The organism is Pseudoalteromonas sp. S554 (assembly GCF_005930865.1).
In the GTDB taxonomy this organism is placed as follows: Bacteria; Pseudomonadota; Gammaproteobacteria; order Enterobacterales; family Alteromonadaceae; genus Pseudoalteromonas; species Pseudoalteromonas marina.
On record NZ_PNDV01000045.1, the window covers coordinates 14,303 to 37,868 of the forward strand.

Annotated in this window: 20 protein-coding genes and 1 pseudogene; 5 read left to right on the top strand and 16 right to left on the bottom strand. The window is 39.7% G+C overall.

The window, feature by feature from the left end; translation table 11 throughout:
- From CWB65_RS11625 to CWB65_RS11655, 7 genes are all read right to left on the bottom strand, one after another.
- Positions 1–837 (bottom strand): peptidoglycan binding protein CsiV, encoded by an 837-nt coding sequence (locus tag CWB65_RS11625; protein WP_058429101.1) that lies wholly within the window; start codon positions 835–837, stop codon positions 1–3.
- The gene (mfd, locus tag CWB65_RS11630; RefSeq protein WP_138740627.1) at positions 837–4,310 is read right to left on the bottom strand and encodes a transcription-repair coupling factor; all 3,474 of its coding nucleotides are present in this window, start codon (positions 4,308–4,310) and stop codon (positions 837–839) included. The genes CWB65_RS11625 and mfd overlap by 1 nt, the downstream gene beginning before the upstream one ends.
- A 49-nt stretch (positions 4,311–4,359) precedes the next feature.
- Positions 4,360–5,253: a carbon-nitrogen hydrolase gene (locus CWB65_RS11635; protein WP_138740628.1), complete on the bottom strand. Its 894-nt coding sequence runs from the start codon at positions 5,251–5,253 to the stop codon at positions 4,360–4,362.
- Entirely contained in the window at positions 5,250–6,305 is a 1,056-nt protein-coding gene (locus tag CWB65_RS11640; protein WP_138740629.1) for an agmatine deiminase family protein, read from the bottom strand. Before CWB65_RS11640 ends, CWB65_RS11635 begins: the two co-directional genes overlap by 4 nt.
- 106 nt (positions 6,306–6,411) lie before the next feature.
- Positions 6,412–7,017, bottom strand: coding sequence for a PilZ domain-containing protein (locus tag CWB65_RS11645; protein ID WP_006794671.1), 606 nt, complete (start codon positions 7,015–7,017; stop codon positions 6,412–6,414).
- Between the two features lie 167 nt (positions 7,018–7,184).
- On the bottom strand, positions 7,185–7,946 hold the full coding sequence (locus CWB65_RS11650) for a haloacid dehalogenase type II (RefSeq protein ID WP_008126386.1): 762 nt from the start codon (positions 7,944–7,946) through the stop codon (positions 7,185–7,187).
- The gene (locus CWB65_RS11655) at positions 7,946–8,596 is read right to left on the bottom strand and encodes a peroxiredoxin-like family protein (RefSeq protein ID WP_138740630.1); all 651 of its coding nucleotides are present in this window, start codon (positions 8,594–8,596) and stop codon (positions 7,946–7,948) included. The genes CWB65_RS11650 and CWB65_RS11655 overlap by 1 nt, the downstream gene beginning before the upstream one ends.
- 124 nt (positions 8,597–8,720) lie before the next feature.
- Here CWB65_RS11655 and CWB65_RS11660 point away from each other — a divergent pair, with 124 nt between their 5' ends.
- Positions 8,721–9,608 (top strand): LysR family transcriptional regulator, encoded by an 888-nt coding sequence (locus CWB65_RS11660; protein WP_138740631.1) that lies wholly within the window; start codon positions 8,721–8,723, stop codon positions 9,606–9,608.
- Here CWB65_RS11660 and CWB65_RS11665 read toward each other — a convergent pair.
- Positions 9,588–10,103 carry a DUF2937 family protein gene (locus tag CWB65_RS11665; protein ID WP_010557300.1) on the bottom strand — a complete coding sequence of 172 codons (516 nt, stop codon included), beginning with the start codon at positions 10,101–10,103 and terminating at the stop codon, positions 9,588–9,590. The two genes, CWB65_RS11660 and CWB65_RS11665, sit on opposite strands and share 21 nt — an antisense overlap.
- 120 nt (positions 10,104–10,223) lie before the next feature.
- Here CWB65_RS11665 and CWB65_RS11670 point away from each other — a divergent pair, with 120 nt between their 5' ends.
- Genes CWB65_RS11670 through CWB65_RS11680 form a run of 3 tightly spaced genes read left to right on the top strand, consistent with a single transcriptional unit; the run spans position 10,224 to position 14,914 of the window.
- On the top strand, positions 10,224–10,796 hold the full coding sequence (locus CWB65_RS11670; RefSeq protein WP_006794666.1) for an RNA polymerase sigma factor: 573 nt from the start codon (positions 10,224–10,226) through the stop codon (positions 10,794–10,796).
- A complete protein-coding gene (locus tag CWB65_RS11675; protein WP_138740632.1) occupies positions 10,793–11,869 on the top strand; it encodes a FecR family protein in 1,077 nt (358 codons plus the stop codon). The genes CWB65_RS11670 and CWB65_RS11675 overlap by 4 nt, the downstream gene beginning before the upstream one ends.
- Positions 11,870–11,878: 9 nt before the next feature.
- Entirely contained in the window at positions 11,879–14,914 is a 3,036-nt protein-coding gene (locus CWB65_RS11680) for a TonB-dependent receptor plug domain-containing protein (protein WP_138740633.1), read from the top strand.
- A gap of 88 nt (positions 14,915–15,002) precedes the next feature.
- Here the strand turns inward: CWB65_RS11680 and CWB65_RS11685 are convergent, their stop codons facing one another.
- The 7 genes from CWB65_RS11685 to CWB65_RS11715 form a co-directional block, all read right to left on the bottom strand.
- Complete coding sequence (locus CWB65_RS11685; RefSeq protein WP_006794662.1) at positions 15,003–15,398, bottom strand: ExbD/TolR family protein; 396 nt, start codon at positions 15,396–15,398, stop codon at positions 15,003–15,005.
- Positions 15,399–15,650: 252 nt separating this feature from the next.
- Positions 15,651–16,094, bottom strand: a complete 444-nt coding sequence (locus tag CWB65_RS11690) for a ferritin-like domain-containing protein (protein WP_008126367.1) — start codon at positions 16,092–16,094, stop codon at positions 15,651–15,653.
- A 173-nt stretch (positions 16,095–16,267) separates the two neighbouring features.
- Positions 16,268–17,206 carry a LysR family transcriptional regulator gene (locus CWB65_RS11695; protein ID WP_006794660.1) on the bottom strand — a complete coding sequence of 313 codons (939 nt, stop codon included), beginning with the start codon at positions 17,204–17,206 and terminating at the stop codon, positions 16,268–16,270.
- A 16-nt stretch (positions 17,207–17,222) separates the two neighbouring features.
- A complete protein-coding gene (aceK, locus tag CWB65_RS11700) occupies positions 17,223–18,941 on the bottom strand; it encodes a bifunctional isocitrate dehydrogenase kinase/phosphatase (protein ID WP_058429091.1) in 1,719 nt (572 codons plus the stop codon).
- Between the two features lie 142 nt (positions 18,942–19,083).
- The gene (locus CWB65_RS11705; RefSeq protein ID WP_138740634.1) at positions 19,084–19,569 is read right to left on the bottom strand and encodes a DUF4124 domain-containing protein; all 486 of its coding nucleotides are present in this window, start codon (positions 19,567–19,569) and stop codon (positions 19,084–19,086) included.
- A gap of 97 nt (positions 19,570–19,666) precedes the next feature.
- Positions 19,667–21,160 carry a DUF3413 domain-containing protein gene (locus tag CWB65_RS11710; RefSeq protein WP_138740635.1) on the bottom strand — a complete coding sequence of 498 codons (1,494 nt, stop codon included), beginning with the start codon at positions 21,158–21,160 and terminating at the stop codon, positions 19,667–19,669.
- A gap of 4 nt (positions 21,161–21,164) precedes the next feature.
- Positions 21,165–21,377, bottom strand: coding sequence for a YejL family protein (locus CWB65_RS11715; RefSeq protein WP_006794656.1), 213 nt, complete (start codon positions 21,375–21,377; stop codon positions 21,165–21,167).
- Between the two features lie 62 nt (positions 21,378–21,439).
- On the opposite strand from CWB65_RS11715, the gene yejK reads away from it, so the two are divergent.
- Positions 21,440–22,456 (top strand): nucleoid-associated protein YejK, encoded by a 1,017-nt coding sequence (gene yejK / locus CWB65_RS11720; RefSeq protein ID WP_138740636.1) that lies wholly within the window; start codon positions 21,440–21,442, stop codon positions 22,454–22,456.
- 703 nt (positions 22,457–23,159) lie between these two features.
- Here the strand turns inward: yejK and CWB65_RS11725 are convergent.
- Positions 23,160–23,537: pseudogene (locus CWB65_RS11725) on the bottom strand (ribonuclease E); the annotation flags it as partial.
- Positions 23,538–23,566 lie beyond the last annotated feature (29 nt).

Below are 23,566 nucleotides of genomic sequence, written 5' to 3' on the forward strand. Positions count from 1 at the left end.
TTAATGTTTAAATTTTCTAATTTGGACAATCATGCCCATGCGAGGGTGGTCAAAGTAATGAATTTCACCACTTATTACACGTTTAAATTGTGAAAACCGTGATGACTCTACATCACCACTTTGTAGTTTTTGGCTAATATCAAAATCTGCAGTGATAAATAAATAGTGACGCAAGTGAATTTTAAATAACCCTTCTAATTCCCATTTACTAGTTGATTCATCGGGGTCGTTAAATAAGCTAGGCTGGGGCTCTAGTAAACTAACAAAGTCTGGATTTGAATAGCGCGGCACATCAAAAACGCGTGTTTTGATTAGCTCACCGGCAAATAAGTGCATGCTTGGCGCACGTGATTTACTTTTTGCTTCAAAACGCCATCCAGTATGTAAAATAGGCGTTAAGCCTTTACGGTCTAGTTGCTCAAACTGCGTTTTAAATTGTAACTGCTCTGGGGCAAGTAAGTAGGGTTGCTCCATGGTATCAAGTGCCGGTGCCACAGGTGTAACAGGCAATGTATCGTAACTTTGAACATAGTCGGTGCTTGCATCGCAAACACCCGAGCGTGGATTGTCGTTAACGAGCGAATCTGTAAATGAACGCTTTTGAAAACGTGTATCGCCATCAATACAGGCTTGCATGGCTTGCTCGGTATAAAGTGGCGTTAATAAATCAAGCGTGTTTTTATCTTCAATAGCCTCGTGTTTTAAACTAAAGTCTTCTTGTAAATAGGGGGCTGGGCGCTGTTTAAATATCAGCACCTCAGCTTCAAACCAACGCTCTGCAACTGCAGTGCTGCTAAATAAGCAACATAAAACTACCAGCGATTTTTTTAGCAACATTAATGGCTAACCTTTTTTTCGAAATCTGCAATCATAGCAGTGACCATTTTTAAGCGTTCGCGGGCATTTGCCTCACTAATCGCGAAGCGCAATTTATTTGCGCCTTCCATTTTATAAATATGCGGTGCACTTTGTATCAGCCCAATAATGAAGCTAGGATTAACCTTGGTATTTTGGCTAAATTCAAAGTAGCCGCCTTTAGGGTTTGCCTCTATTTTTGTTATCCCTAAATTACTGGCTTGCATTTTAAGTTGTTGCAAACTAAATAAGTTTTTAGCTGCATCAGGTAATAAACCAAATCGATCTATTAGTTCTACCTGTAACTCATCAATGTCGCCTAGGTTAGCACAACTAGCTACACGCTTGTACATACCTAATCGTGCATTTACGTCATGTATATAATCATCAGGCAGTAATGCAGGCAGTTTTAAGTCAACTTCGGTTTGTTTTTGCAAGAGGTTTTCAAGAGTAGGTTCTTTACCTTCACGCAGTGCATTTACTGCTTGCTCAAGCATTTCCATATACAAGCTAAAGCCAATAGTTTGCATTTGCCCAGATTGATCGTCACCCAATAACTCACCTGCACCACGAATTTCTAAATCGTGTGTAGCAAGTGCAAAACCAGCGCCTAAATCTTCCAATGATTCAATTGCTTGTAGACGTTTGCTGGCATCTTTTGATAATGCTTTAGGGTCGCCTGTGAGCAAATAGGCATATGCCTGATGGTGGCTTCGGCCTACACGACCACGCAATTGGTGTAATTGTGCTAAGCCTAGTTTGTCGGCTCTATCCATAATAATGGTATTTGCTGTGGGTACGTCAATACCGGTTTCGATAATGGTTGTACACACAATTACATTGTATTTTTGGTGATAAAATTGGGTCATTATTTGCTCAAGCTCTTGCTCGCGCATTTGCCCATGAGCGGTAATTACATTTGCTTCAGGTACCCATTCACTTAATTCTTGCGCCACGCGTTCAATTGTTTCAACGTTATTGTGTAAAAAGTACACTTGGCCACCACGTTTAATTTCACGCAAAATGGCTTCGCGAATAAGCTCCACATCACGTTGGCGAACAAATGTTTTTACCGCCAAGCGTTTCGCCGGTGGGGTAGCAATAATAGATAAGTCGCGCATGCCGCTCATTGCCATATTGAGCGTTCGAGGGATAGGCGTTGCGGTAAGCGTTAAAATATCGACATCTGCACGTAGCGCTTTAATTTTTTCTTTTTGGCGTACACCAAATCGATGCTCTTCATCTACGATGAGTAGCCCTAAATCGTTAAATTTAATGTCTTGCTGAATAAGTTTGTGGGTACCAATAACAATGTCTAGCTTGCCATTCGCCATATTTTCTAGAGTGTCTTTTTGCTCTTTGGTTGAATTAAAACGAGAAAGCACACCCACTTCGATAGGAAAGTCAGCAAAACGGTCTTTAAAATTCTCATAGTGTTGCTGCGCAAGCAGGGTAGTGGGCACTAAAATGGCAACTTGTTTACCATCGTTAACAGCAACAAAAGCTGCCCGCATAGCGACCTCGGTTTTACCAAAGCCTACATCACCACACACTAAACGATCCATTGCTTGTTTTGATTGCATGTCGCCTAAGACAGCTTCAATTGCATTACGCTGGTCGTCGGTTTCTTCAAACGGAAAGCTTTCACTAAACTGGCGATAGGCTTGTCCGTCTAGGGTAAATTTATTGCCTGGTTTAGCTTGGCGCTGTGCGTATATATCAAGTAACTCTGCGGCTACATCACGAACTTTTTCTGCAGCACGTTTCTTTGCCTTTTCCCATGCATCAGAGCCGAGCTTATGCAGTGGTGCACTGCTTTCTTCGCCGCCTGAATAACGGCTAAGCATATGTAGTGCCGACACAGGCACATACAATTTAGACTCACCGGCGTATATTATGGTCACAAATTCTGTAATTACACCTGCTGCATCAATAGTTTGTAAACCTTGATAGCGGCCAACACCGTGGTCAAGATGCACAACAGGCTGACCTTCTTTGAGCTCAGCTAAATTACGAATTAGGGCGTCTTGGCTTGCTTCGTACTTATGTTTACGGCGTCTGCGCTGCGAGACTTTAATACCTAGCAGCTCTTGTTCGGTAATAATTGATAATGAAGGTTTAGAGCCAAGCACAACGCTTTGCTCAAGCGGACTTACAATTAAGCCTACATCACTATCGCTTTGGGTAAATTGTTCAAAGGTATCAAACTCTTTAAACTTTAAACCGCTGGGTTTTAAAATATTGAGTAAAGACTCACGTCGACCATCCGACTCAACGCTCAGTAATATGCGACTTTTTTTCTTCTTTTGTGCTGTAACGTAGTCTATAAACGCCGCATAGGGCTCGTGCTGTTTATGATCTATTCTTATTGCAGGTAATCCACATACGGATAAATTTTTATTACCCGCTTTTGTGCCCAGCTTGGCAAGCGATAAACGAATACGCGCAAATTGCCCTAAGTTAGAAAACAGCTCTTCAATTGGCTGATATAAGGCATTTGGTTCAAGTAGTGGGCGCAGAGGGTCCACTTTACGGTTTTCGTAACGAACATTAACATCGTGCCAAAAATTATCCGCAGCGTGTTCCAAATCGCCTAACTGCATAACGGTTGTATTATCAGGCAGGTAGTCAAAAATAGTGGCTAGGCTTTCAAAAAATAACGGCATGTAGTATTCAATACCAGCTGGCCAGTTTCCTTTACTAACTTGCATATAAACAGAGTCTTGCTCCGAACTTGCACCAAATTTTTCACGGTAACCAATCCTGAAACGCTCAATATCTGACTCATTTGTTGGAAATTCATGCGCTGGCAGCAGTTCAATTTTATCTACTTTTTCATCAGAGCGCTGCGTTTCCACATCAAATAGACGAATGGTGTCTAATTCGTCATCAAAAAAGTCGAGTCTAAATGGATGCGGACTACCCATAGGGTATAAATCGACGATTGAGCCACGAATTGCGTACTCACCATGTTCCATGACTTGTTGCACGTTTAGGTAACCGGCTTGCTCTAAGTTTTGCCTAAAATTATGTGTGTCGAGTTTATCGCCTACTTTAAAGTTTATTGTCGAACCATAAATAAACGAGGCCGGAGCGGTTCGCAGCATAAGCGTAGACACAGGCACAATTAATACGCTTTGCTGCTCTTTTTTTAGGGTATTTAATGTGGCTAAACGCGCAGAAATAATATCTTGATGAGGAGAAAAATGATCGTAAGGCAAGGTTTCCCAATCAGGAAATACCATTACCGGATTATTAGGTAATAAATATTCTAGCTCTGTTTCAAGGCGCAGCGCGCTGGGGGTGTCGGGTGTAATAATTAATACTAAGTTCTCTTGCTGTTTAACACCTTCGGCAATGGCAATACTTAAACCACTTCCGCTTAGCTGCCCCCACTGAATTTTATCTTTTTGAGATTTTACCCAAGGCAAGGCTGCCCATTGCTCAAACGCCATTTATTACTCCATTTGATTGGCCCTTAACAGGTAAGAGCCATTCTTTAAGTTAGTCGCGGTATATTTTTGTAAGATCGCTGTAGTGATCAATTCGGCGATCACGCAAAAACGGCCAGATACGTCTTACGTTTTCTGAGCGTTTTTGATCAACTTCTACCACTAATATTTCTTCATCGATGTTGTTAGCTTGCGCTAAAAACTCACCCTGAGGACCCGCAATAAAAGAGTTACCCCAAAATTGAATGCCGCTGCTATGTCCGCTTGGGTCGCTCTCGTGGCCAACACGATTACAGCTAATCACCGGTACTCCATTTGCGACCGCGTGGGCACGTTGACTAATAACCCATGCATCTTTTTGGCGTGTTTGTTCATTTTGGTCGTCATTGGGATCCCAGCCAATAGCGGTTGGATAAATTAATAGCTCAGCACCAGCCATAGCCATTAAACGCGCGGCTTCTGGAAACCACTGATCCCAGCATACCAACACACCTAATTTACCTACCGATGTTTGAATAGGCTCAAAGCCCAAGTCGCCTGGGGTAAAGTAAAACTTTTCGTAAAAACCAGGGTCATCAGGTATGTGCATTTTGCGATATTTACCTGCAATACTACCGTCTTTTTCAAGCACTACTGCAGTATTATGGTACAAGCCTGTTGCACGCTTCTCAAACAGTGACGCCACAATCACAATATTGAGCTCTTTAGCGAGTTCACCTAAGGTGTTACTGCTTGGCCCAGGTATGGTTTCTGCCAGGTCAAAGACATCAACGTCTTCGGTTTGGCAAAAATAAAGGCTACGATGAAGCTCTTGTAAAACAACAAGCTGAGCCCCTTTTTGAGCAGCTTCACGAATGGCTTTTATTGATTTAGCCATGTTTTCATCGGCGTTATGGTTGTTGCTTTGTTGCACTAAAGCAACGGTTAATTTTGCAGGGCTTGTCATTGTGCTGCTCCAGCTAAAAATCCACGCGGTAATTGCATTGTAATACAGTGAAGGCTACCAAATTGCTCAATTATAGGCTGGCAATTCACGCCAATAATAGTGTGCTGCGGATACGCTATTTGAACCTGTGCTAATGCACGGTCGTCGTTTACATCGTTGTATGTAGGCACAAGCACTGCATTGTTAATAATTAAGTAATTGGCATAGGTTGCAGGTAACCGTGAATTTTCATCGTCATACGCTGCCTTAGGCCACGGTAGTTCAATTAAATTATATGGGGTGTTACCTGCCGTTTTAAAGCTTTTTAATTGGTTTTCCATTGCTTTTAGTGCGGTGAAATGCTCGTCATTTTCATCATCACATTGTACATATACAAGCGTATTGTTTGGTGCAAATCGCACTAGGGTATCAATGTGGCTGTCAGTATCGTCGCCAGCTAAATAACCGTGATCGACCCATAAAAAATTGGTGGCACCTAAATGCGTTTTTAATAAGGTTTCTATGTCTTGGCTCGATAAGTCAGGGTTACGGTTTTTGTTGAGCAAACATTCGCTTGTTGTTAGCAATACGCCGTGCTCGTTTATTTCAATACCGCCACCTTCAAGCACCATATCTAGGGCTTGGTAATCATTGTTTGCATGGCTTAGCTTTTCAACAACCGCTTTATTAATTTGGTTGTCGAGTGTGCTTTCAAATTTGTTGCCCCAACCATTAAATGTAAAATCATAGACCTTTAACTTGGTCTCATCATTAATATTTGCACATGTTAGTGGGCCATGATCGCGCGCCCAGGTGTCATTAGTGGGTGTTACAACAAAATGAACACGCTCTAAATTAATATTGGCTTGGTTAAGTAGTGCAGTGATATGTGCTTTTAAGGCTTCGTCGTGAGCAACAACAACTAAAAATTGGTAGTGTGTTATGTGCTTTGCAAGCTCAACATAGACAGGCTCAACACGGGCTAGATTATCGGCCCAATCGGTATGTTTATGTGGCCAAGTTAGCATTACAGCGTCTTGCTCAGCCCATTCAGGTAAAAGTCTAAAGTTCATGGCATTTTTATACAAATAGAGATACTGCTAGTTTAGCAGTTGTGCTACTTCCAAGTCACTTGAAAAATAGGTTTGCTTTGCCATATAAACTGTATTGTAAAACCAATTATTCAGAGCTTGAATCGTCTAATGGTTGCTCTAGTTCTTGGCGTTTTTTTAGTTGGCGCGTTTGCGCATGTAAACTTGCTCTTACTATTAATTCTTGATCAGTGTTTCTGATAGATGTAAAAAGCACTGTGTATTGGTAGTGGTCGTTATCTTGTTTTTCTATGGCAACCACTTCAGTGTAGCAGTAAACAGCCGATGCCTCATGATGCAAAAAAAGTTTTGTCCTAAACGATTGGCCAATAGAATACACATCTGACGACGTAAACTTAATACCTCCGCCGCCATAGCTATCGCAGTGTATAGCATTTTCTTGCGCTTGTTCTGAGGCCAAAATATGGCTCATAATTAAATCTATTTTTCGCGATTGCGCCTGCAAAAATGCAGCAAGCTCTTGGGCTACATCGCCTAAGTTTCGAAGTGGACGTAACGAGCTTTGTTCAAGCTCACTTACTTCGTTAGCTAATCTAAAAAGAGGTGGGATATCATCGTCAAGTGCTAGCTGAGATTTAGGTACTTGCTCATTAGATACAGCAAACAAATTAACCCTAATGCTCTCATTTATTTGAAAATACTCTTCAAACTCGCTTAATCTTTGACTATTCATAATTATCTCCACAACGTGTTATTTTAAATAGTAGCGTTGTGAGGGGTAAATTGCTAGCAGTTAAAAGGGCTAAATACATTGTTTACACGCGGTTTTTAGCAATAAAAAAGCGGTCAAACTCTTCCTGAGAATGGCCGCTTGGGTATTGATTTTATAATTTGCGCTCGTTATTTAAGTAGAGCGGCTAATTCATGTAAATCTTTCACAACGTGATCAGGTTTTTTCGCAAGCGGATATAACGCTTTACCTGGGCGTGCAATAAAAGTTGTTTGCAAACCCGCTTGTTTAGCGCCCGCTACATCCCAACCATGTGCAGCAATCATCATAGCCTCGTTGGGCGCGACGTTTAACTTTTTAAGTACCCATTCGTAGGCACGTAAATCAGGTTTATATATTTTTATATCTTCAATGCTGTAACGCGCGTCAAAATATGACAATAAACCTGCGTTTTCAAATTGAGTTTTAACGCCTTTATTTGACGAATTAGTTAAGCTTACTAACTTATAGCCCTGCGCTTTTAGTTTTGCCAGTCCGTCTTTCACATCGCTATGTGGAGGTAATGATAAAAGCGGTGTAACAATGGCCGTTTTAGCTTGCTCGTTGGTAATTTTAATATTGTTATTATTTGCCACCATAGCAAGCGAAGCCACACCAATTTGGCCAAAATCGTGATAATCACCGGTCACTGTATCTACTAATGAGTTATGTAACATGGTTGAAAACCAAAGAGGCAGTAAATCTTCTCTGCCACCCAACGCTTTACCAATCGAGGCGCGCATACTTGTTAGATCAAGCAGAGTCTCGTTTACATCAAAAATAAGTACTTTTGGTTTTTCTTTACTTTCTTCAGCGTTCACTGAGCTACTCAGTAAGCTTGCGCCAAGGGCAAGTGTAAGACTTATTAGCTTTAATGATTTTAATAAAGGCATTATTTATTTTCTCCATCAAGTGCGGTCATTACATCACATGGCTCAGCGCGAAGTGTGTAGTCTTCGTTTAAAAATGCATAAGTGATTACACCTTCTTGGTTAATCACGTAAGTGGCAGGAAGGGGAAGTTGGTATGTTTTATCGCCGTAAGTGTGTTCAAAATCAATACCAAACCCGGTGTATAATTCTTGAATACGTTTATCGAGTGTAAATAATAAGCCAAATTGCTGTGCAACCTTATTACCAATATCTGAGAGCACATCAAACTCAAGCTCATTTTTTTGGGCAGTTGTTAAGGTTTGATCTGGTAGTTGAGGAGAAATTGCCACCAATTGAGCGCTCTTAGTTTTAAACTGAGGTAAAAAATCGTTCAGTGCTTTTAATTCTAAATTACAATAAGGGCACCATGCGCCACGGTAAAAACTAACAACGACAGGGCCTTTATTTAATAAATCGGCCAATTCTATATCTTTGCCTAGGTGGTTTGGCAAAATAAAGTTTTCTATTTTATCGCCAACCTGTAAGGCGTTATTTCGTATGTGCTGAGCAATTAATTCTTCGTTTGTTGTATTCATTAATGCTAAAACGTCTGCGGGTAAATTAGCTTCTTTTTGAACATTAAATGCATCTATTTGTGCCTTTAAACTCATGGCTTAGTCTCATCAATTATTAAACTTGGTCAAAATTATATGGTTTTAAATATTTAAATAAACATTGCAAAACTGAAAGCTTCATTCGAAAATATTAAACATTGAAAAGACATTGTGGGTTTTTATGTACAGTTTAAGTGACCTAGAAACGTTTATTGCCGTGGTTGAAAATAAAGGGGTGCTGGCAGCCGCTCGTGAACAGCGTTTATCACCTGCAACAGTCAGTCACCGCTTAAGTAAATTAGAGCGAGAGCTAGCTACTGTGCTTGTGTTTAGAGACAGCAGACGCGTGCGCTTATCCCCAGCGGGAGAAATATTCTATACCCGTATAGGTGCCATAATTGAAGCATTACGCGATGCAGAGCACAGTATTGGCGCACGAAGTTCATCGGTAAGTGGGTTATTGAGAGTCACCATGCCACCTTGGGTTTTTTCTAAATACGTAATGCCTAGGCTTAATGAATTTGAGCACGCTTTTCCAGATCTAAAACTAGACTTTTTAATAACAGATCAGTTTGTAAACGTGGTTGATGATGCGCAAGATGTGGCTATTCGTGTAGGGCAATTAAATGATTCAGGATTGCTTTCTCGTAAAATAGTCAATAACAGTCGTATATTATGCGCCGCACCCAGCTATATAAAAAAGCATTCAATGCCAACAACTATTACTGAGTTAGAAAAACATTTTTGGGTCTGCCTGCCATGGCAACGCCAGTTAAAGCTTTATGATGACCAACAAAAAATTCACACGTTTAATGCACAAACGCGCTTTACCATTTCAAATTCAGACAACATGACGCAAGCTGCCATTGCGGGCCACGGCATTGCTATAAAGTCTAGGCTTGCAATAAACGATGAGCTAAAAAATGGCACATTAGTAGAGGTGATGCCTAACGTACTTGCACAAAGCGATGCCCCTGTATGGTTTTTACGGCCACAAAATAGCTTAACAACCCGAAAAACAGATGTGTTTTTTGACTTTATGAAATCGTTATTCGCACGCACTGATTAATCGCAGATAAACGCGTTTAATTAAAACCATAAACAAAAAGCCTGTAAGCTCTGCAATAAACGCAATGATTATTGCGGTGATAATTGCTGCGGTAATTGAGTCTGTTTTTAAAATTATTTGCCCTTCAAAACGTTGCCATACTTGTTGTTTTATAGTGTGTAACTCACTACGTAGTGTAAACAGATAAGGCGAGTTTGAAAACTCATCAACAGCCCTCGCCAAAGTTTGCTGACGCTGGCTGAGAGTTTGAATATGATTGGCACCTTCTCCCACAATTTCATCGCCTAAATTTTCATAGTGCTTTATTAACTTAGCCAGGTCGTTATTAAAGTATTTTTTAGCGTCTTTTTGAAAAGGCGCTATTGCATTATTTGCCTCCACTAATTGTGCGTTTAATGCTTGGCCAAAATCACTCACAAACGCGGGTATTTGTACGCCTAAAAGTAGCCCGCAAGCAAAAAAACTCAGTCGGATATAGTCTAAAATTTTACCCATTAATTCTCCTAATAAAAAAATATGACATTTATACAACTAAAAATTTACATTTAACTAGTTTTTTATATTCAAAACTCGTAATCTTACGCTAACAATAATAACAACAGGTGTTTACTAAACATGACCAAAAAGAATAAATTTGCGTCAACATTTGTTGATATTTCAAGCCAACTTAAACGCTTTGTTTCACGAATAGTACAGCCCGATGATGTAGACGACATTGTGCAAGAAACATTTATTAAAAGCTACGAGGCTGATTTAAAACAAGATATTCAATATACCCGTAGTTACATGTTAAAAACCGCTAAACATTTAGCATTAAACCATGTTGCTAAGTGGGACAACAAATTTAATGATTCGCTAGACGACGACAGTGAATTACCTGTGTTGCTAAAGTCAATGCAGCTCGAAGATGAATACACGTCAAAAGAACGTTTTTTACTGTTTTGTAAAGCAACAGAGCAGTTAAGCCCATCAACCCGTAAATGTTTTATACTTAAAAAAGTATATGGCATGAGCCAAAAAGAGATCGCAAGCGAGATGCAGCTTAGTCAGAGTACTGTTGAAAAACACATTGCTAAAGGGTTATTAAAAACCATGCTTTACATGCGCGAACACGATCAAAGCCAAGTGGCAAAAACTAAGCACGACAACTCTCTTCATCCGTTAACAGTAAAGAGGGTTGCAAAATGAGCAATGTTCATCAATTTACTTCAAAAGATTTAATATTAGAAACAGCTTGTAATTTGATCAGCGCCATTGACCGCGGCTTATCAAAAGATGAAAAAGAGCAGTTTACATTGTGGATGATGCAGAGCAACGCCCACCAAGATGCGCTTTACGAGCTAGCCCACTTATGGGATGAAATATCTGTTTTAAACGAGCTCAGTAATTTATTCCCTCATCGTAATAGTAAACAACCCAAAAAAAGATGGCTGGTTTCAACGTCTATTGCAGCCAGTTTATTTGCAGCACTTATGGTGTGTAGTTATCTATTAATCAACTTAGAAAATGGTTACAGCCAACAATTAGCAAAAGTTAATTACACTAAAATTTATAAAACTAAAGTTGGCGAGCAAGCAACTTACGCATTACCCGACGGCACTATTGTGCAGTTAAACACCAATAGTTTATTAGAAGTTGCCTATAGCAAAGGCCGCAGACAGTTATTGCTCAATAGAGGAGAAGGGCGTTTTAATGTTGCTAAAGATGCATCTCGTCCATTTAGTGTAATGGCTGGCAATAAGAGTTTTACAGCATTGGGTACTGTGTTTAATGTTCAGCGTAATACATCTTCAGATTTAGAACTGGTGGTAACCGAAGGCAAAGTAATGATCACCGATCCAAGTGTGGCGGTGGATGCCAGTGACTTTAAAGCCTACCAGTCAGCTGACAAAAACGCAGATAAAATTCGCCAAATTAACGCCAATATAGTTACATCTGGCGAAAAAGCCGTTATAGAAAAAAGCATCACCAAACCAATTACCCAGCTTTCTATTGATGATGTTGAACGTGACTTAGCATGGCAAAATGGCATGCTTGTTTTTAATGGTGAGCCGCTTAGCGATGCCTTAAACGAAGTGAGCCGTTATACTTCTACACGTTTTAAATTATCGTCTGAAGAACTTGCGTCTATTAAAGTTGCGGGTGTTTTTAAAGCAGGTGATGTGGCTGGGTTGCTAGAAAGTTTACACACTAACTTTGCTATTAATCATGAACGCCAAGGTAAACACACAGTTACGCTTACGCAAAATACAAAATCATAAGAAGCAGCTATGCAAATCAGACATATGTTAGATAAAGTTGCATCTTTAAATCCTGCACGTAAAAAAAAGATTAAAAAAAAGAAACAAAACCATAGAGGATTTTTGTTTGCCAGCTGTTTATATACGGTGCGCAGTAACCAATTGCATTTATTGAGTGGTTTATGTGTGCTTGCACCAGCTATGTTTAGCCTAAATGTGCAAGCCGCAAGTCAAACCACCGGGCAAATGGTGCAATTTGATATAAAAGCGCAGCGAGCAGACAAAGCCTTAATTGAATTTGCTAAACAAACCAAGCAAACCGTGGTGTTTTCATACGAGTTAGCTAAAGAGTATGAAGCAAATTCTGTCTATGGATTCTATACCCAACTAGATGCGCTGGAGGCATTATTGGTGGGGACTGAGCTCGATGCGGTTGTTGATCAAAATGGATTACTGAGTATAAAACTCAAACAAATCAACAGGAATGATAACAACATGATGAAGCTTTCAGCAGTCAGTGCAGCAGTATTACCGGCATTACTGGCGGTAAATTCTCAAGGTGTAAATGCAGCAGAAGACGTTGCTCAAGAAAAAATCGAAAAAATTGCAATTGTCGGTAGCCGTGTAGCAGGGCGTTCGGTTGAAGATTTACCCGTTCCGGTCGATATTTTAAGTGCTGAAGCACTTGAAAATACAGGACAAACTGAAGTGGGTCGTATGCTACAAGCAATTGCGCCTTCATTTAACTTTTCAAGTTCATCTATTAGCGACGGTACCGATGCATTAAGACCTGCAACATTACGTGGTTTAGGTCCCGATCAAACATTGGTGTTGATCAACGGTAAACGTCGCCATCAAGCTAGTATTATCCATATTAATACCTCGGTTGGTCGTGGTACTGCCGGTACAGATATGAATGCTATACCGGCATCTGCTATTAAGCGTATTGAAGTACTTCGCGACGGTGCGGCTGCTCAATATGGGTCTGATGCAATTGCTGGTGTTATCAACATTGTATTAAAAGATGGTAGTGAAGGTGGCAAAGCAGCCATTAACTATGGTGAATACTCTGAAGGTGACGGCGAAACAGTTAACGTTGACTTCAACAAAGGGTTTGCACTGGGTGACAATGGTTACTTAAACACAACGATTAACTACCGTGACCGTGCGCCAACTAATCGTGCAGGTTTGCATGGTTCATGTCAGTTTTACGGCTGTGAAGAACTTAGCGATGGTACATTGTTAGCCGGCGATCCGCGTGAATTAACAGCTGATCGTAACACATTTAGAATCGGTGACGCTGATTCACAACAGTTTGGCTTAACGGTAAATACTGGCTACGAGTTAGGCGATGGCGAATTATATGGTTTTATTACGTATTCAACACGTGATAACGAATCAGCCGCATTTTTCCGTCATAATGCTAATGCGGGTGGTAACCCAGTATTGCAAGATGGCGACGCAACAATCCCACTTGGTTTTTTACCAAAAATAAACACCACCATTGATGATATTTCTTATAACTTTGGTTACAAAACAGAGTTTGATAACGATTCAAGCCTTGATTTATCGTACACGTACGGTGAAAACAGCATTGACTACACAACAAGCGATACAATTAATGCGTCATACGCTAACTTTTTGCGTTACGAACAAGGTTTAAGCGCTGCAGATATTCGTACTACTATCCCGCGCGAAGCATACGCATACGGTATGGAACTATCGCTGCAAACAATTAATTTAGATTTTACTAAAAACTTTGATGACTACTCACTTGCGATGGGTGCAGAGATGCGTACCGATGAGTATCGTATTTTAGCCGGTAATGAGTATGCATATCGTGATTACGATACAAATAATGGTGTAAGTATTTACAGCGGTTTAAGCGGCGGTGTTGGCAGCGAAAATGCTTCTGGTGGCACGCAAGGCTTTGGTGGTTCGTCACCTGCATCTTCAGTAGATGAGTCACGCGATGTAATTTCGTTTTACTTAGACGCTGAAGCATATGTTATTGAAGACGTTATTTTATCTGGCGCACTTCGTTACGATAACTACAAAGGCTTTGGTGATACGGTTAACTTTAAGTTAGCAGGTAACTGGGCAATTACAGACGATATTTCATTACGTGGCGCATTAAGCTCAGGCTTTAGAGCGCCATCTATGCAACAGCTTTACTTTAACAACATTAGTACACAGTTTGTTGTAGGTCCAAATGGCACATTAGTAGCCGAAGAAGTGGGCACGTTTAGAAACGATTCAACACTGGCGCAAAGTTTAGGTATTCCAAAACTTAAAGAAGAAAAGTCTCAAAACCGTAGCTTAGGTATTGTATATAACGTTACAGACAGCATTAACGTAACAGTAGATTACTACTCAATCGATATTGATGACCGAATTGTTATTAGTAACCGTTTAGGTAAAGGGCTGTCTACTAGTTTAGACGCAGCGCTTGTTAGCTCTGGTGCAGGTGCTGGTCAGTTTTTCTTGAACGGCGCAGACACTGAAACCAGCGGTATAGATTTTGTTGCAACATATAACACTGAAGGGTTTGGCGGCACACTTGATTTTACCCTTGCTGCAAACTTTACAGAAACTGAAGTTGTTTCGTTATTCACACCTTCTGGCTCAGGTCTTGAAACTGTGCCGGTAGAAAGTGTGTTTTCAGATCAAGAAATTTCGATTATTGAAGAGTGGCAACCAGAAGATCGTATTAACCTAAGTGCGCTTTACCAAAACGAAGATTGGACCGTTAATCTGTCGCTTAATCGCTTTGGTGAATACACAGTTGAAGACGGTGGTCGTCAAACTTACGGTGCCGAAATATTAACAGACGTAAAAGTTAATTACTTCATTAACGAAAACCTATCTGTGAATGTAGGCGCTAATAATTTGTTTGATGTATACCCAGACAAAAATGAAATTGGCAACTCTCGTACAGGCACAATTGTAGATGCTAATGGCAATACCGTTGTAAGTAGTAACGGTGTGTTTGAATACTCTCGTCGTTCAGCACCTTTTGGCTTTAACGGCGCGTACTACTATGTAGGCGCAGAGTACCGTTTTTAATAAATAACTCTCCCTTTCGTTATTTAACTCAAAGGGCCGCAAGGCCCTTTTTTTGGGTTTATATTTAAAGCTGATTAGCTAACAGGCTTTAATCAGAAACCAAGCTAATAGCGTAGTTGTCGTACTCTTTAATGCTGTTCATCACAGTCATCAGTGTGTTGTGCTTGCTGTTTTCATCTGCTTTTATAAGCACAGAGCTTATTTTATATTTAGCTGCAAACATGGCTAAGTTGTTCGACACTTGCTCCAAGTCAATTAACCTCCCTGAAAAGTAAACGCCGTTATTTGCATCAATACTGAAAACCGCATTTTTACTTTGTTTTTCAATACTTGGTTTGTCTAATGGGCGATTTAATTCAATGGCGACGGGTTTAACAAATGAGGTAGTAACAATAAAAAATATGAGCAGTATGAACACAATATCAAGCATTGGGGTCATGTCTACGTCGGCGTTATTTTGCAGTTTAGCTGTTTTATTTTTCATATTGGACCTTACTATTTTAATTAAAGCTGCGGCGCCACAGCGAGGTTTTTAGGATCCTATTAACAAAACTAGCACAGCTGAAAAATAATACAGTTAAATAAATATTCTAATAACATTAAATATTTGTATAAACTATGTTCTGACATGTTACTCAAACAGGTTAAATGATTTTAAAGCAATAAAAAACCCAGCCTATCGCTGGGTTTGTATGGGGAATAATTTACTGAATAGCTAAAATACAATTCAGGTTATTTAGCTTTTTTGCATACGGCTCATTTCAGCATGACAGCTTTGCATTGTAAGAAGTGTTGCAGCAAGCGCGGCTTCACAATCTGCGGGTTGTGGCTTATCCATCGCTTCTTTAATTTCTGCTAGTGTTTTGTCTTCAACTTCTTCCAGCTCGCTTACATACGTGCTGTCGTTGTTTGAGCCAAATGTAGTAAGAAGTGCGGTGTATGCTCTGCGCGCTTCTACAGCAAACGAAGAGCCTTCTTCTCGCTCACCTTGTTCGTTAATAGCATAGGGTTGCAGGCGTTCAACGCTGACTCTGCGTGCATCAATCATGCGCTGGAATAATGCTCCGATGGCAGGGTCTTTAATATTTTCTTGTGCTTTTTGGTAAAAATCGATACCGCTGTTCATTACTTGAATGATGTCTGAAATATGATTAGCGTCTGTTCCTTGAAGGGTGTTCATAATGACCTCTTTAATGTTATGAATGAAACTTATCATAACTAAAGCAAGGGCCATTCCATTTTAAAGAGGTGGTTTAAGTTGCTGATATTTATATGTATATTTTTATTATTAAAAATAACTAGGCGAAAAAAATATTACGCCTAGCAAATCTTACAAATAACCGTGTAATAAGTTTATTTTAGCTCATCAGCCACTTCAGCTACTTTTTGACGAAGCCAAATATGGCTTGCATCTCTGTGTAGCAGTGGACTCCAAATCATGTCTAACTCAAAAGGAGGAATAGGAAATGGCGGCTCTAAAATTTTAAGGCCGGCATCGTCTAAATAAATATTAGCGGCTTTTGATGGCAAAGTGGCCACTAAATTTTGCTCTTTTGCCAAGTGAATGGCTACATGGTAATTACGTGTAAATGTGGCGATATTTCGGTGTTTCCCAAAGTGAGCAAGTGCTTCATCAACCCAGCCTAGCTTTTGCACATCTTTAGGGTCCATACCTACGCCCACACCAAACCCCGTTTTACTCACCCATATATGGCGCGCTTTTAGATAGCTATCAAGGCTGAAATTTTCAATAATTGGGTTGTCTGCTTTTACAAGGCAGCAAAAGCTGTCTTTCCAAATTCGTTTGTGGTGAAACGATTGTGGCAAATTTTCAAAGCGGTTTATTGCCATATCTACTTTACCATTTTCAACATCATGAAAGGTCACGTCACTTGGCGTAAGTATATCTAAAGTTGTATCTGGGGCTTCTTCGTGCAGTTTGCTCAGTAGTTTTGGTGCAAGTGTGCTTGCTGCATAGTCACTGGCCATTATCCTAAATACACGTTTACTTTGGCTGGCTTCAAACTCTCTATTTGGTGCGAGTGTTTCTTCAAGTGTCATAAGTATGCCACGAATGACTGGCTGTAACTCTATGGCACGCTCTGTTGGTACCATACCATCGCTGGTACGAACTAAAATAGGGTCATTAAAAAGGTTTCGAAGGCGCTTTAGGCCGTTACTCATGGCCGGTTGAGTAATGCTAAGTTGATTTGCTGCGCGTGTAACGTTGCACTCTCGAAGTAGCGTATCGAGGTATACAAGTAAATTTAAATCTATTTTGCTTATATTCATGTGTGTGTCCTTGCGCTTACCAGTGATGGATAAAACGCTGTGCTGTCGGGTACGGGTAAATATGATTTATTAGGCCATTTTTTATATTTTGTTGGGCCTGCTTCCAAAAATTAACATCAATCAGTTCAGGGTGTGTGCTTATTAAAAACTGTTTGTATGTTGGATTGGGTGTTACAAATGTGCAAAGTTGCTCCGGAAAAACGTCTTGCGGGGCAACAGAGTAAGTTTGTTCATCCATTAAGTAATCATCGTAACTTTTCGCTTTAGGTAAAGCTCTAAAGTTCATGTCTGTTAAATATTGTACTTCGTCGTAATCATAAAAAATAATGCGCTTATGTTTACTTACGCCAAAGTTTTTCAATAGCATATCACCAGGAAAAATATTAACCGCTATCATTTCTTTTAAGGCTTGGCCGTATTCCTCTATTGCATCTGCAGCGCTTTCGTCGTCAGCATTTTCTAAAAATAAGTTCAGTGGCGTCATACGGCGCTCAATATACAAATGTTTTATGATCAGCCAATCACCTTCAATGACCATCGACGAGCCAATTGTTTTGTGCAGTTGCTCAAGTAAATTACTATCAAAGCGCGCCAAAGGAAATACGACGTTTGAATATTCTATTGTATCGGCCATTCTGCCAACTCGGTCATGGCTTTTTACGAGTTGATACCTTTTCAAAACTGTATCGCGGCCAAATGGTTTACTCTCACCAAATTTGTCTTTAATGACTTTAAATACATAACCAAAAGAAGGCAGGGTAAACACCATCATCACCATACCTGGAGTACCTGGTGCAATGGTAAATTCGTCATTCGAATGCGTTAAATGATTTAAAAATTCTCGATAAAACTCGGTTTTTCCCTGCTTATGAAAGCCTATAGCGTTATAGAGTTCAGCCATAGTTTTATTGGGCATAAGCTCATTTAAAAAGCGTACCAGCGCAGAAGGCGCGTGCGTTTCAACCATAAAGTAAGCGCGGGCAAAACCAAAAATAACACGCATCTGTGATGATTTAGTGAGTAGGGCATCTAAATATAAGCCTTTGTCTTCGTGATGAAGAACAGCAATTATAAACGGCTGAACACCACTTTCAGACACAACCCGTCCCACTATGTAAGCCGCTTTATTGCGATAAAACGCGGTATGTAAAATATCAAAGCGCATTTTCCAGGGTTGATGATGAGTGTCGGGGGCTTGCTTATAAAATGCTTTTACTAGCAGACGAATATCGCGTTCTAAATCAACAAAAGGTGCTTTAAAGTCAAAGTGGTTAATAATGCGTTTAATTGTGGGTTTAAGACCATCAACAACCGGAAAGTAACTTCGGTATTCTGACTCAACAGGAACCGATGGCGCATCTTTTAGGGTGGCTTGTACAAATATAAAATCGTTATGAAAATAGCGTCTATGGTAAAGCCTGCAAAACACCGAATTATAAAATGTTTCAGCAAGTTCAGCCTGAGGGTGAAAGCACAAGAACTCTTGGTATAGCTTTTTAACTTCAAGCCAAAGGGTTTCGTCAAGTTCGTACGAGGGATGGTCTTGCTTTAAGGTATGTATTGTTTCGTTAACACGCTCATCGTAATAACTAATACGTAAACGGCTAATATCATTAATTGCTTGCCAGTCTTGTTTGGCAAAGGCAAGGGGCGCTTGAGCGGTTATTTTTTGAAAAAGCTGATAGTGCTTTTTAAAGCCAGTTAAAATTAATTCAGCAATACTACGTGGCTGCATTAGCACTCCTTAATTGACACTAGAGTTTATACTCTATTTTGTTAAGGGTATGTTATTTTAAGTTTAAAACCAAGCTAAATTAATTAGGGCTAAATTAATCGATAAACTAAAAGTACAAATTGTAAGTTAAGTAATATATTTGCTAATTACTTTTTTTGTAACGTTCGATTTTTTTCTCAAGTTTTTTAATTCGTTTGGTGACTGTAGATATTTCTTTTTTATATTCTTTATTTATTAGCTTCAGTTTTTTGGTAATGTCTTTTGCAATTCGCTTTTTATCGTCGTCAGCCAGAATATGATTTAGGCGTTCCTTTTGCTTGTATTCATTACGTTGTTTGTTTCTGTCGAGAATAGCAAGCTTATGGTTGTTACTGCGTAGCTCTGCCTCTAAGTCTTTTAAAAGCTGTTCTCGTTCAAGTGCATTTAATTGTTTTGAATAATCAACATCAGGACCTGACTCTGTGACATTAGCTGTAGTCACCTTATAAGCTGTCGCTTGGTTATCACAGGGGAACTGAGAAAAGGTTGTGCCTTTTTCGGTCACGCATTTGTAGTAGGTGGTTGCGTTGCTGTGTGTACTCAATAAAAGAGTACCAAGCACAATAAAAAGGTAAGTAGGTTTAGTCATAATAGCCATCCATGAACGTATTTTTTTGCTAAGCATTTAACGTGTTATAAAACTATAACCTAGCTTGGCATTATCGCAAGCTAGGTTAACATCATGACTATTCAGAGAAGGTTTTTAGCTTTTTAATGCTTTGTACTAAAAATGGGATATCTAAGCGTTGTTCAATAGAAAACCCCTCAGCGGCAGAAATGTTTTTAAAGTTACCATCTGAGTCTATTAAAGTTATTCGATCTTTTTTATATGCAATTACAACACCTTGGCTGTAGTTAACACCCATGTCATCTTTTTTCTTGTACAAATTTACACCGAGCATTGTTTGCTTAGCAATGACACTGCAGTTTAAGTATTTGCCAACGCTTGTTGTAATTAAATCGCTAGGTTGGATAAGCCCATTTACTTCTGCAATGTTTTTATCAGAGGTATATAAGGTTGATGTAGTGACTACTTCAGCGTTTTCGCTTGCTAAACTAAAGGCAAAAATATGCGAGTTGTTACGTGGCGCTTGCTCGGCAGCACCATTAATAACTCTAATGGCATTATTGGTATGAGCTTGATCATTAATAAAGCTAAGGCTATCAATACCCATAACTTTAATACTACGGCGCTGACTTTGCCATGCAGGCAGTATTTGTTCTTGTAAAATAGCGGCTTTGTAAAATGAAGGTAAACCATATACTAAACCAAACAGCGTATCGTCATGGTTAGTAGGCTGTAAAAACAGTTCAGTTTTATGAAGCCCTTTGTGGTTACTTGCAAACTCTACTAGTTGTGCATCAGTTTCAAATACAAATATATCTACATTAGCCTGAGTAAAGTCATCACACTTTGCCAGTGGAGCCGGTGGCTGGTAATTAATATTTTGGTTATTAATTTTTACGCTATGAGCTTGGTTATAAGTTTCTATATCTAGTAAATCGTTTTTAGCCAGTAAGCTTTTAGCCGTGGTTGGGTACGAAAGCGGTAACACATTGTCTTGCTTGGTAATATCAAATTTTAAGTTAGCGTCTGCCCAAATATGAATGCTGTGGCTAAGAGCAAAACAGACCACTAAGAATGAAATTGCATAGCGAGCAAACTTAAACTGCTTTAAGCGTGCCAAATGGTGCCAAGTATAATTGCTTACCACTAATTGAAAACCTAAAATCAATAGCACAATACCGCCCGCAAGAAATGTGGTAAGCGCTGGAGAAGTGGTTAAGCGGTTCGAAAGTAAGGAAATAATTTCAGGCAGGGCTGATGGGTTTAAATGATAACCTAAGTTAACATACACATAGGCGTCTAAAGTTAATAAAGACGCGCCACAGGTTGCAATAATAGCGGCCATGCCACGAATATGGCGTGGGTAAGGAAACACTAAACTTAAAGGAAACACCGTCAGCACAAACGCCAAGAAGGCAATAAAGCTAGTATGGCTAAGCCATGTTACTAGCATGTATGTAATGCCCATGAAGCTTGTTGGTGGCGAGTCAGCAAATAAATAGCTTAAGCTAATTAGAAGCGCTAAACCTATGTTGGCGAAGGTAAACCAATGCCCCCAACTTAGCAACTGACTTGCTTTTGATGAAAACTGATTGTGCTGCGATAAATTCATGCGTTTATTTAACCGACTGTGAAAGTGCTTTTGCAAAGTTCTCAGTTACAGCTTGTCTTTTCCCTGTTGGTACATGCTCTTTTAGGATATGCGTGATAGAATTTCCTAAACACATAAGACTTAAATCAACCGGTGCTTTGTGTTGAGTTAGCACATCAATAAGCTGGTCGACGATTTGTTCTACTTCTTCATTAGAGTATTTTGATAAGATTGGCATCAGTTGGTTCAATAAAATAGTTATATTCCCGTATTTTAACACTTGAGGCGTGAAAAACAAAGATGACAACAGACGTTAAAAAATTAGTCGTTCATTATGTAGACAAAAAAGATGACGATACGCAAATTCACCTTCGCAACGACGAAATGATCATTAATGATAAAGTCGCTGTTTTTATCGAACAATTACACCATGCATTCACGGGTAAGCCAGGTAAAGGTTACTGTGCCTTCAGTGGTGAGAAAAACAGTATTGTTGCGTCATCTATGCAAAGTTACCGCAATAACGAGCTGGGCTTTTGGCATTTAACTGAGCAAGCATCTACCGTATTAAAAGAAGAGCTAGATAAATACGCATTTAACGAAACAGGCTACTTGGTATTTTGTCATTACCAGTACGTGGCTACGGACTACATGTTAATTGCCATGATTAATATTAAAGAGCATTACTCAATGACCTCTGAGCTTGATTTAGCAGCATCGCGTCATCTTGATATTTCTCGTATGCAATTAGCAGCACGTATAGATTTAACCGCTTGGGATACACAACCTGAGGACAATCGTTATATTTCGTTTATTAAAGGCAGAGCAGGGCGAAAAGTTGCTGACTTTTTCTTAGACTTTTTAGGCTGTGAAGAAGGTGTTGATCCTAAACAACAAAGCCAAGTTATGCTAAATGCAGTAGAAGATTATCTATCTGAGCAGCAGTTTGATAAATCAGAAAAAGACGATTTGCGTAAGCAGGTTTTTGATTACTGTAACGATTGTGTAACGACCGGCGAAGAAGCAAGCGTAAGCGAACTATCAGCGGCTATTTCAAAAGGCGATGACAGTCCGTTTGACAGCTTTTGCAAGGACCAAAGTTACGATTTAGAAGAAACATTCCCAGTCGATAAAAAAACCGTGACCAGTATGGTTAAATTTTCAGGCTTAGGCGGCGGTGTGAGTGTAAGCTTTGAGCGCAAGCATTTAGGTGAGCGTGTAACCTACAACGAAGCAACAGATACGTTAGTAATTAAAGGTATTCCACCAAACCTTAAAGATCAACTGCAACGCTTTATGGAAAGTGAAAGCGAATAAGCCAAGCATTCCCACAATTAAGAGATTTAAAGCGTGATATTTATATCGCGCTTTTTTATTGCCTGTTACGCCAATAGTTAATTTAAAGCTAGCTGCTAATTTTTCGTACCTTTTATTAAATTAAAGATTCAAATTGCACAAAGAGAAGAGAATGAGGAGCAAATGAGTAGACAAACAAATTTAAGCCGTATTTTCACTTCTCTAAAAGCGCAGCGTCTCTTAACCTCTTTGTGAATATTTGCTTTCAAGATAAAAACCCGGTGCTTAAAAGCCAGTAAGTAGTCCGTTTAAAGGCGCTATGCTTAAGTGTAAGTTGAGTTTGTAAACGTCGAGCTTACTCACTTGTGAAGCGTAGCTTCAAACCTTAAAGATCTTAATTGCACAAAGAGAAGAGAATGAGGAGCAAATGAGTAGACAAACAAATTTAAGCCGTATTTTCACTTCTCTAAAAGCGCAGCGTCTCTTAATCTCTTTGTGAATATGTGTTTTTCAGAATAATAATCTGGTGTTCAAAAGCCAGCGAGTACTCCGTTTAAACGTGCTATGTAACTGTTTAATATTTACTTGTAGACGTAGAGCTTGCTCACGTTAGAAGCGCAGCTTCTTGTTACTGTATTTTGTTCTAAGTGAAAGCATCACCCATTTAAAACAAAAAAGCCCCGCTATTTAAAAATAGCGGGGCTTTTAAATTAAGCGTTATTTACTAATCAGCGCTTAACGTTTTTGTCATTGCAGAACTTGCACGACCAGCAGGTTTAATTGAACCCGGGCGTAAACCACTATCAGGGATAAGTTCACGTTTATCGTGAGCCATAGCCACTGGTACATGTTTTACTTCACTATCTGCTGCTGGAGCAGGTTGTGCCATTGGCGCACTTGCGTGTCCTTTAGTGATCACTGTTTTAGAATTTAAAGTTGCCTCAGCCGCTTTTTCAACTACTGGTGCTTCTTTAGCTTCCACAGGCGTCTCTGTAGTTTCAACCGGTACCACTTCAGCTTCTAAAGCTGGTTCTTCAGCTTTAACTGGCTCTTCAGCTTTAACTGGTTCTTCAGCTTTAACTTGATCTTCAGCTTTAACTGGTTATTCAGCTTTAAAATGATCTAAATAAT

Coding starts and splice junctions, on each gene's coding strand:
- CWB65_RS11625 (WP_058429101.1), bottom strand. CDS start 837: ATGTTGCTAAAAAAATCGCTGGTAGTTTTATGTTGCTTATTTAGCAGC.
- mfd (WP_138740627.1), bottom strand. CDS start 4,310: ATGGCGTTTGAGCAATGGGCAGCCTTGCCTTGGGTAAAATCTCAAAAA.
- CWB65_RS11635 (WP_138740628.1), bottom strand. CDS start 5,253: ATGACAAGCCCTGCAAAATTAACCGTTGCTTTAGTGCAACAAAGCAAC.
- CWB65_RS11640 (WP_138740629.1), bottom strand. CDS start 6,305: ATGAACTTTAGACTTTTACCTGAATGGGCTGAGCAAGACGCTGTAATG.
- CWB65_RS11645 (WP_006794671.1), bottom strand. CDS start 7,017: ATGAATAGTCAAAGATTAAGCGAGTTTGAAGAGTATTTTCAAATAAAT.
- CWB65_RS11650 (WP_008126386.1), bottom strand. CDS start 7,946: ATGCCTTTATTAAAATCATTAAAGCTAATAAGTCTTACACTTGCCCTT.
- CWB65_RS11655 (WP_138740630.1), bottom strand. CDS start 8,596: ATGAGTTTAAAGGCACAAATAGATGCATTTAATGTTCAAAAAGAAGCT.
- CWB65_RS11660 (WP_138740631.1), top strand. CDS start 8,721: ATGTACAGTTTAAGTGACCTAGAAACGTTTATTGCCGTGGTTGAAAAT.
- CWB65_RS11665 (WP_010557300.1), bottom strand. CDS start 10,103: ATGGGTAAAATTTTAGACTATATCCGACTGAGTTTTTTTGCTTGCGGG.
- CWB65_RS11670 (WP_006794666.1), top strand. CDS start 10,224: ATGACCAAAAAGAATAAATTTGCGTCAACATTTGTTGATATTTCAAGC.
- CWB65_RS11675 (WP_138740632.1), top strand. CDS start 10,793: ATGAGCAATGTTCATCAATTTACTTCAAAAGATTTAATATTAGAAACA.
- CWB65_RS11680 (WP_138740633.1), top strand. CDS start 11,879: ATGCAAATCAGACATATGTTAGATAAAGTTGCATCTTTAAATCCTGCA.
- CWB65_RS11685 (WP_006794662.1), bottom strand. CDS start 15,398: ATGAAAAATAAAACAGCTAAACTGCAAAATAACGCCGACGTAGACATG.
- CWB65_RS11690 (WP_008126367.1), bottom strand. CDS start 16,094: ATGAACACCCTTCAAGGAACAGACGCTAATCATATTTCAGACATCATT.
- CWB65_RS11695 (WP_006794660.1), bottom strand. CDS start 17,206: ATGAATATAAGCAAAATAGATTTAAATTTACTTGTATACCTCGATACG.
- aceK (WP_058429091.1), bottom strand. CDS start 18,941: ATGCAGCCACGTAGTATTGCTGAATTAATTTTAACTGGCTTTAAAAAG.
- CWB65_RS11705 (WP_138740634.1), bottom strand. CDS start 19,569: ATGACTAAACCTACTTACCTTTTTATTGTGCTTGGTACTCTTTTATTG.
- CWB65_RS11710 (WP_138740635.1), bottom strand. CDS start 21,160: ATGAATTTATCGCAGCACAATCAGTTTTCATCAAAAGCAAGTCAGTTG.
- CWB65_RS11715 (WP_006794656.1), bottom strand. CDS start 21,377: ATGCCAATCTTATCAAAATACTCTAATGAAGAAGTAGAACAAATCGTC.
- yejK (WP_138740636.1), top strand. CDS start 21,440: ATGACAACAGACGTTAAAAAATTAGTCGTTCATTATGTAGACAAAAAA.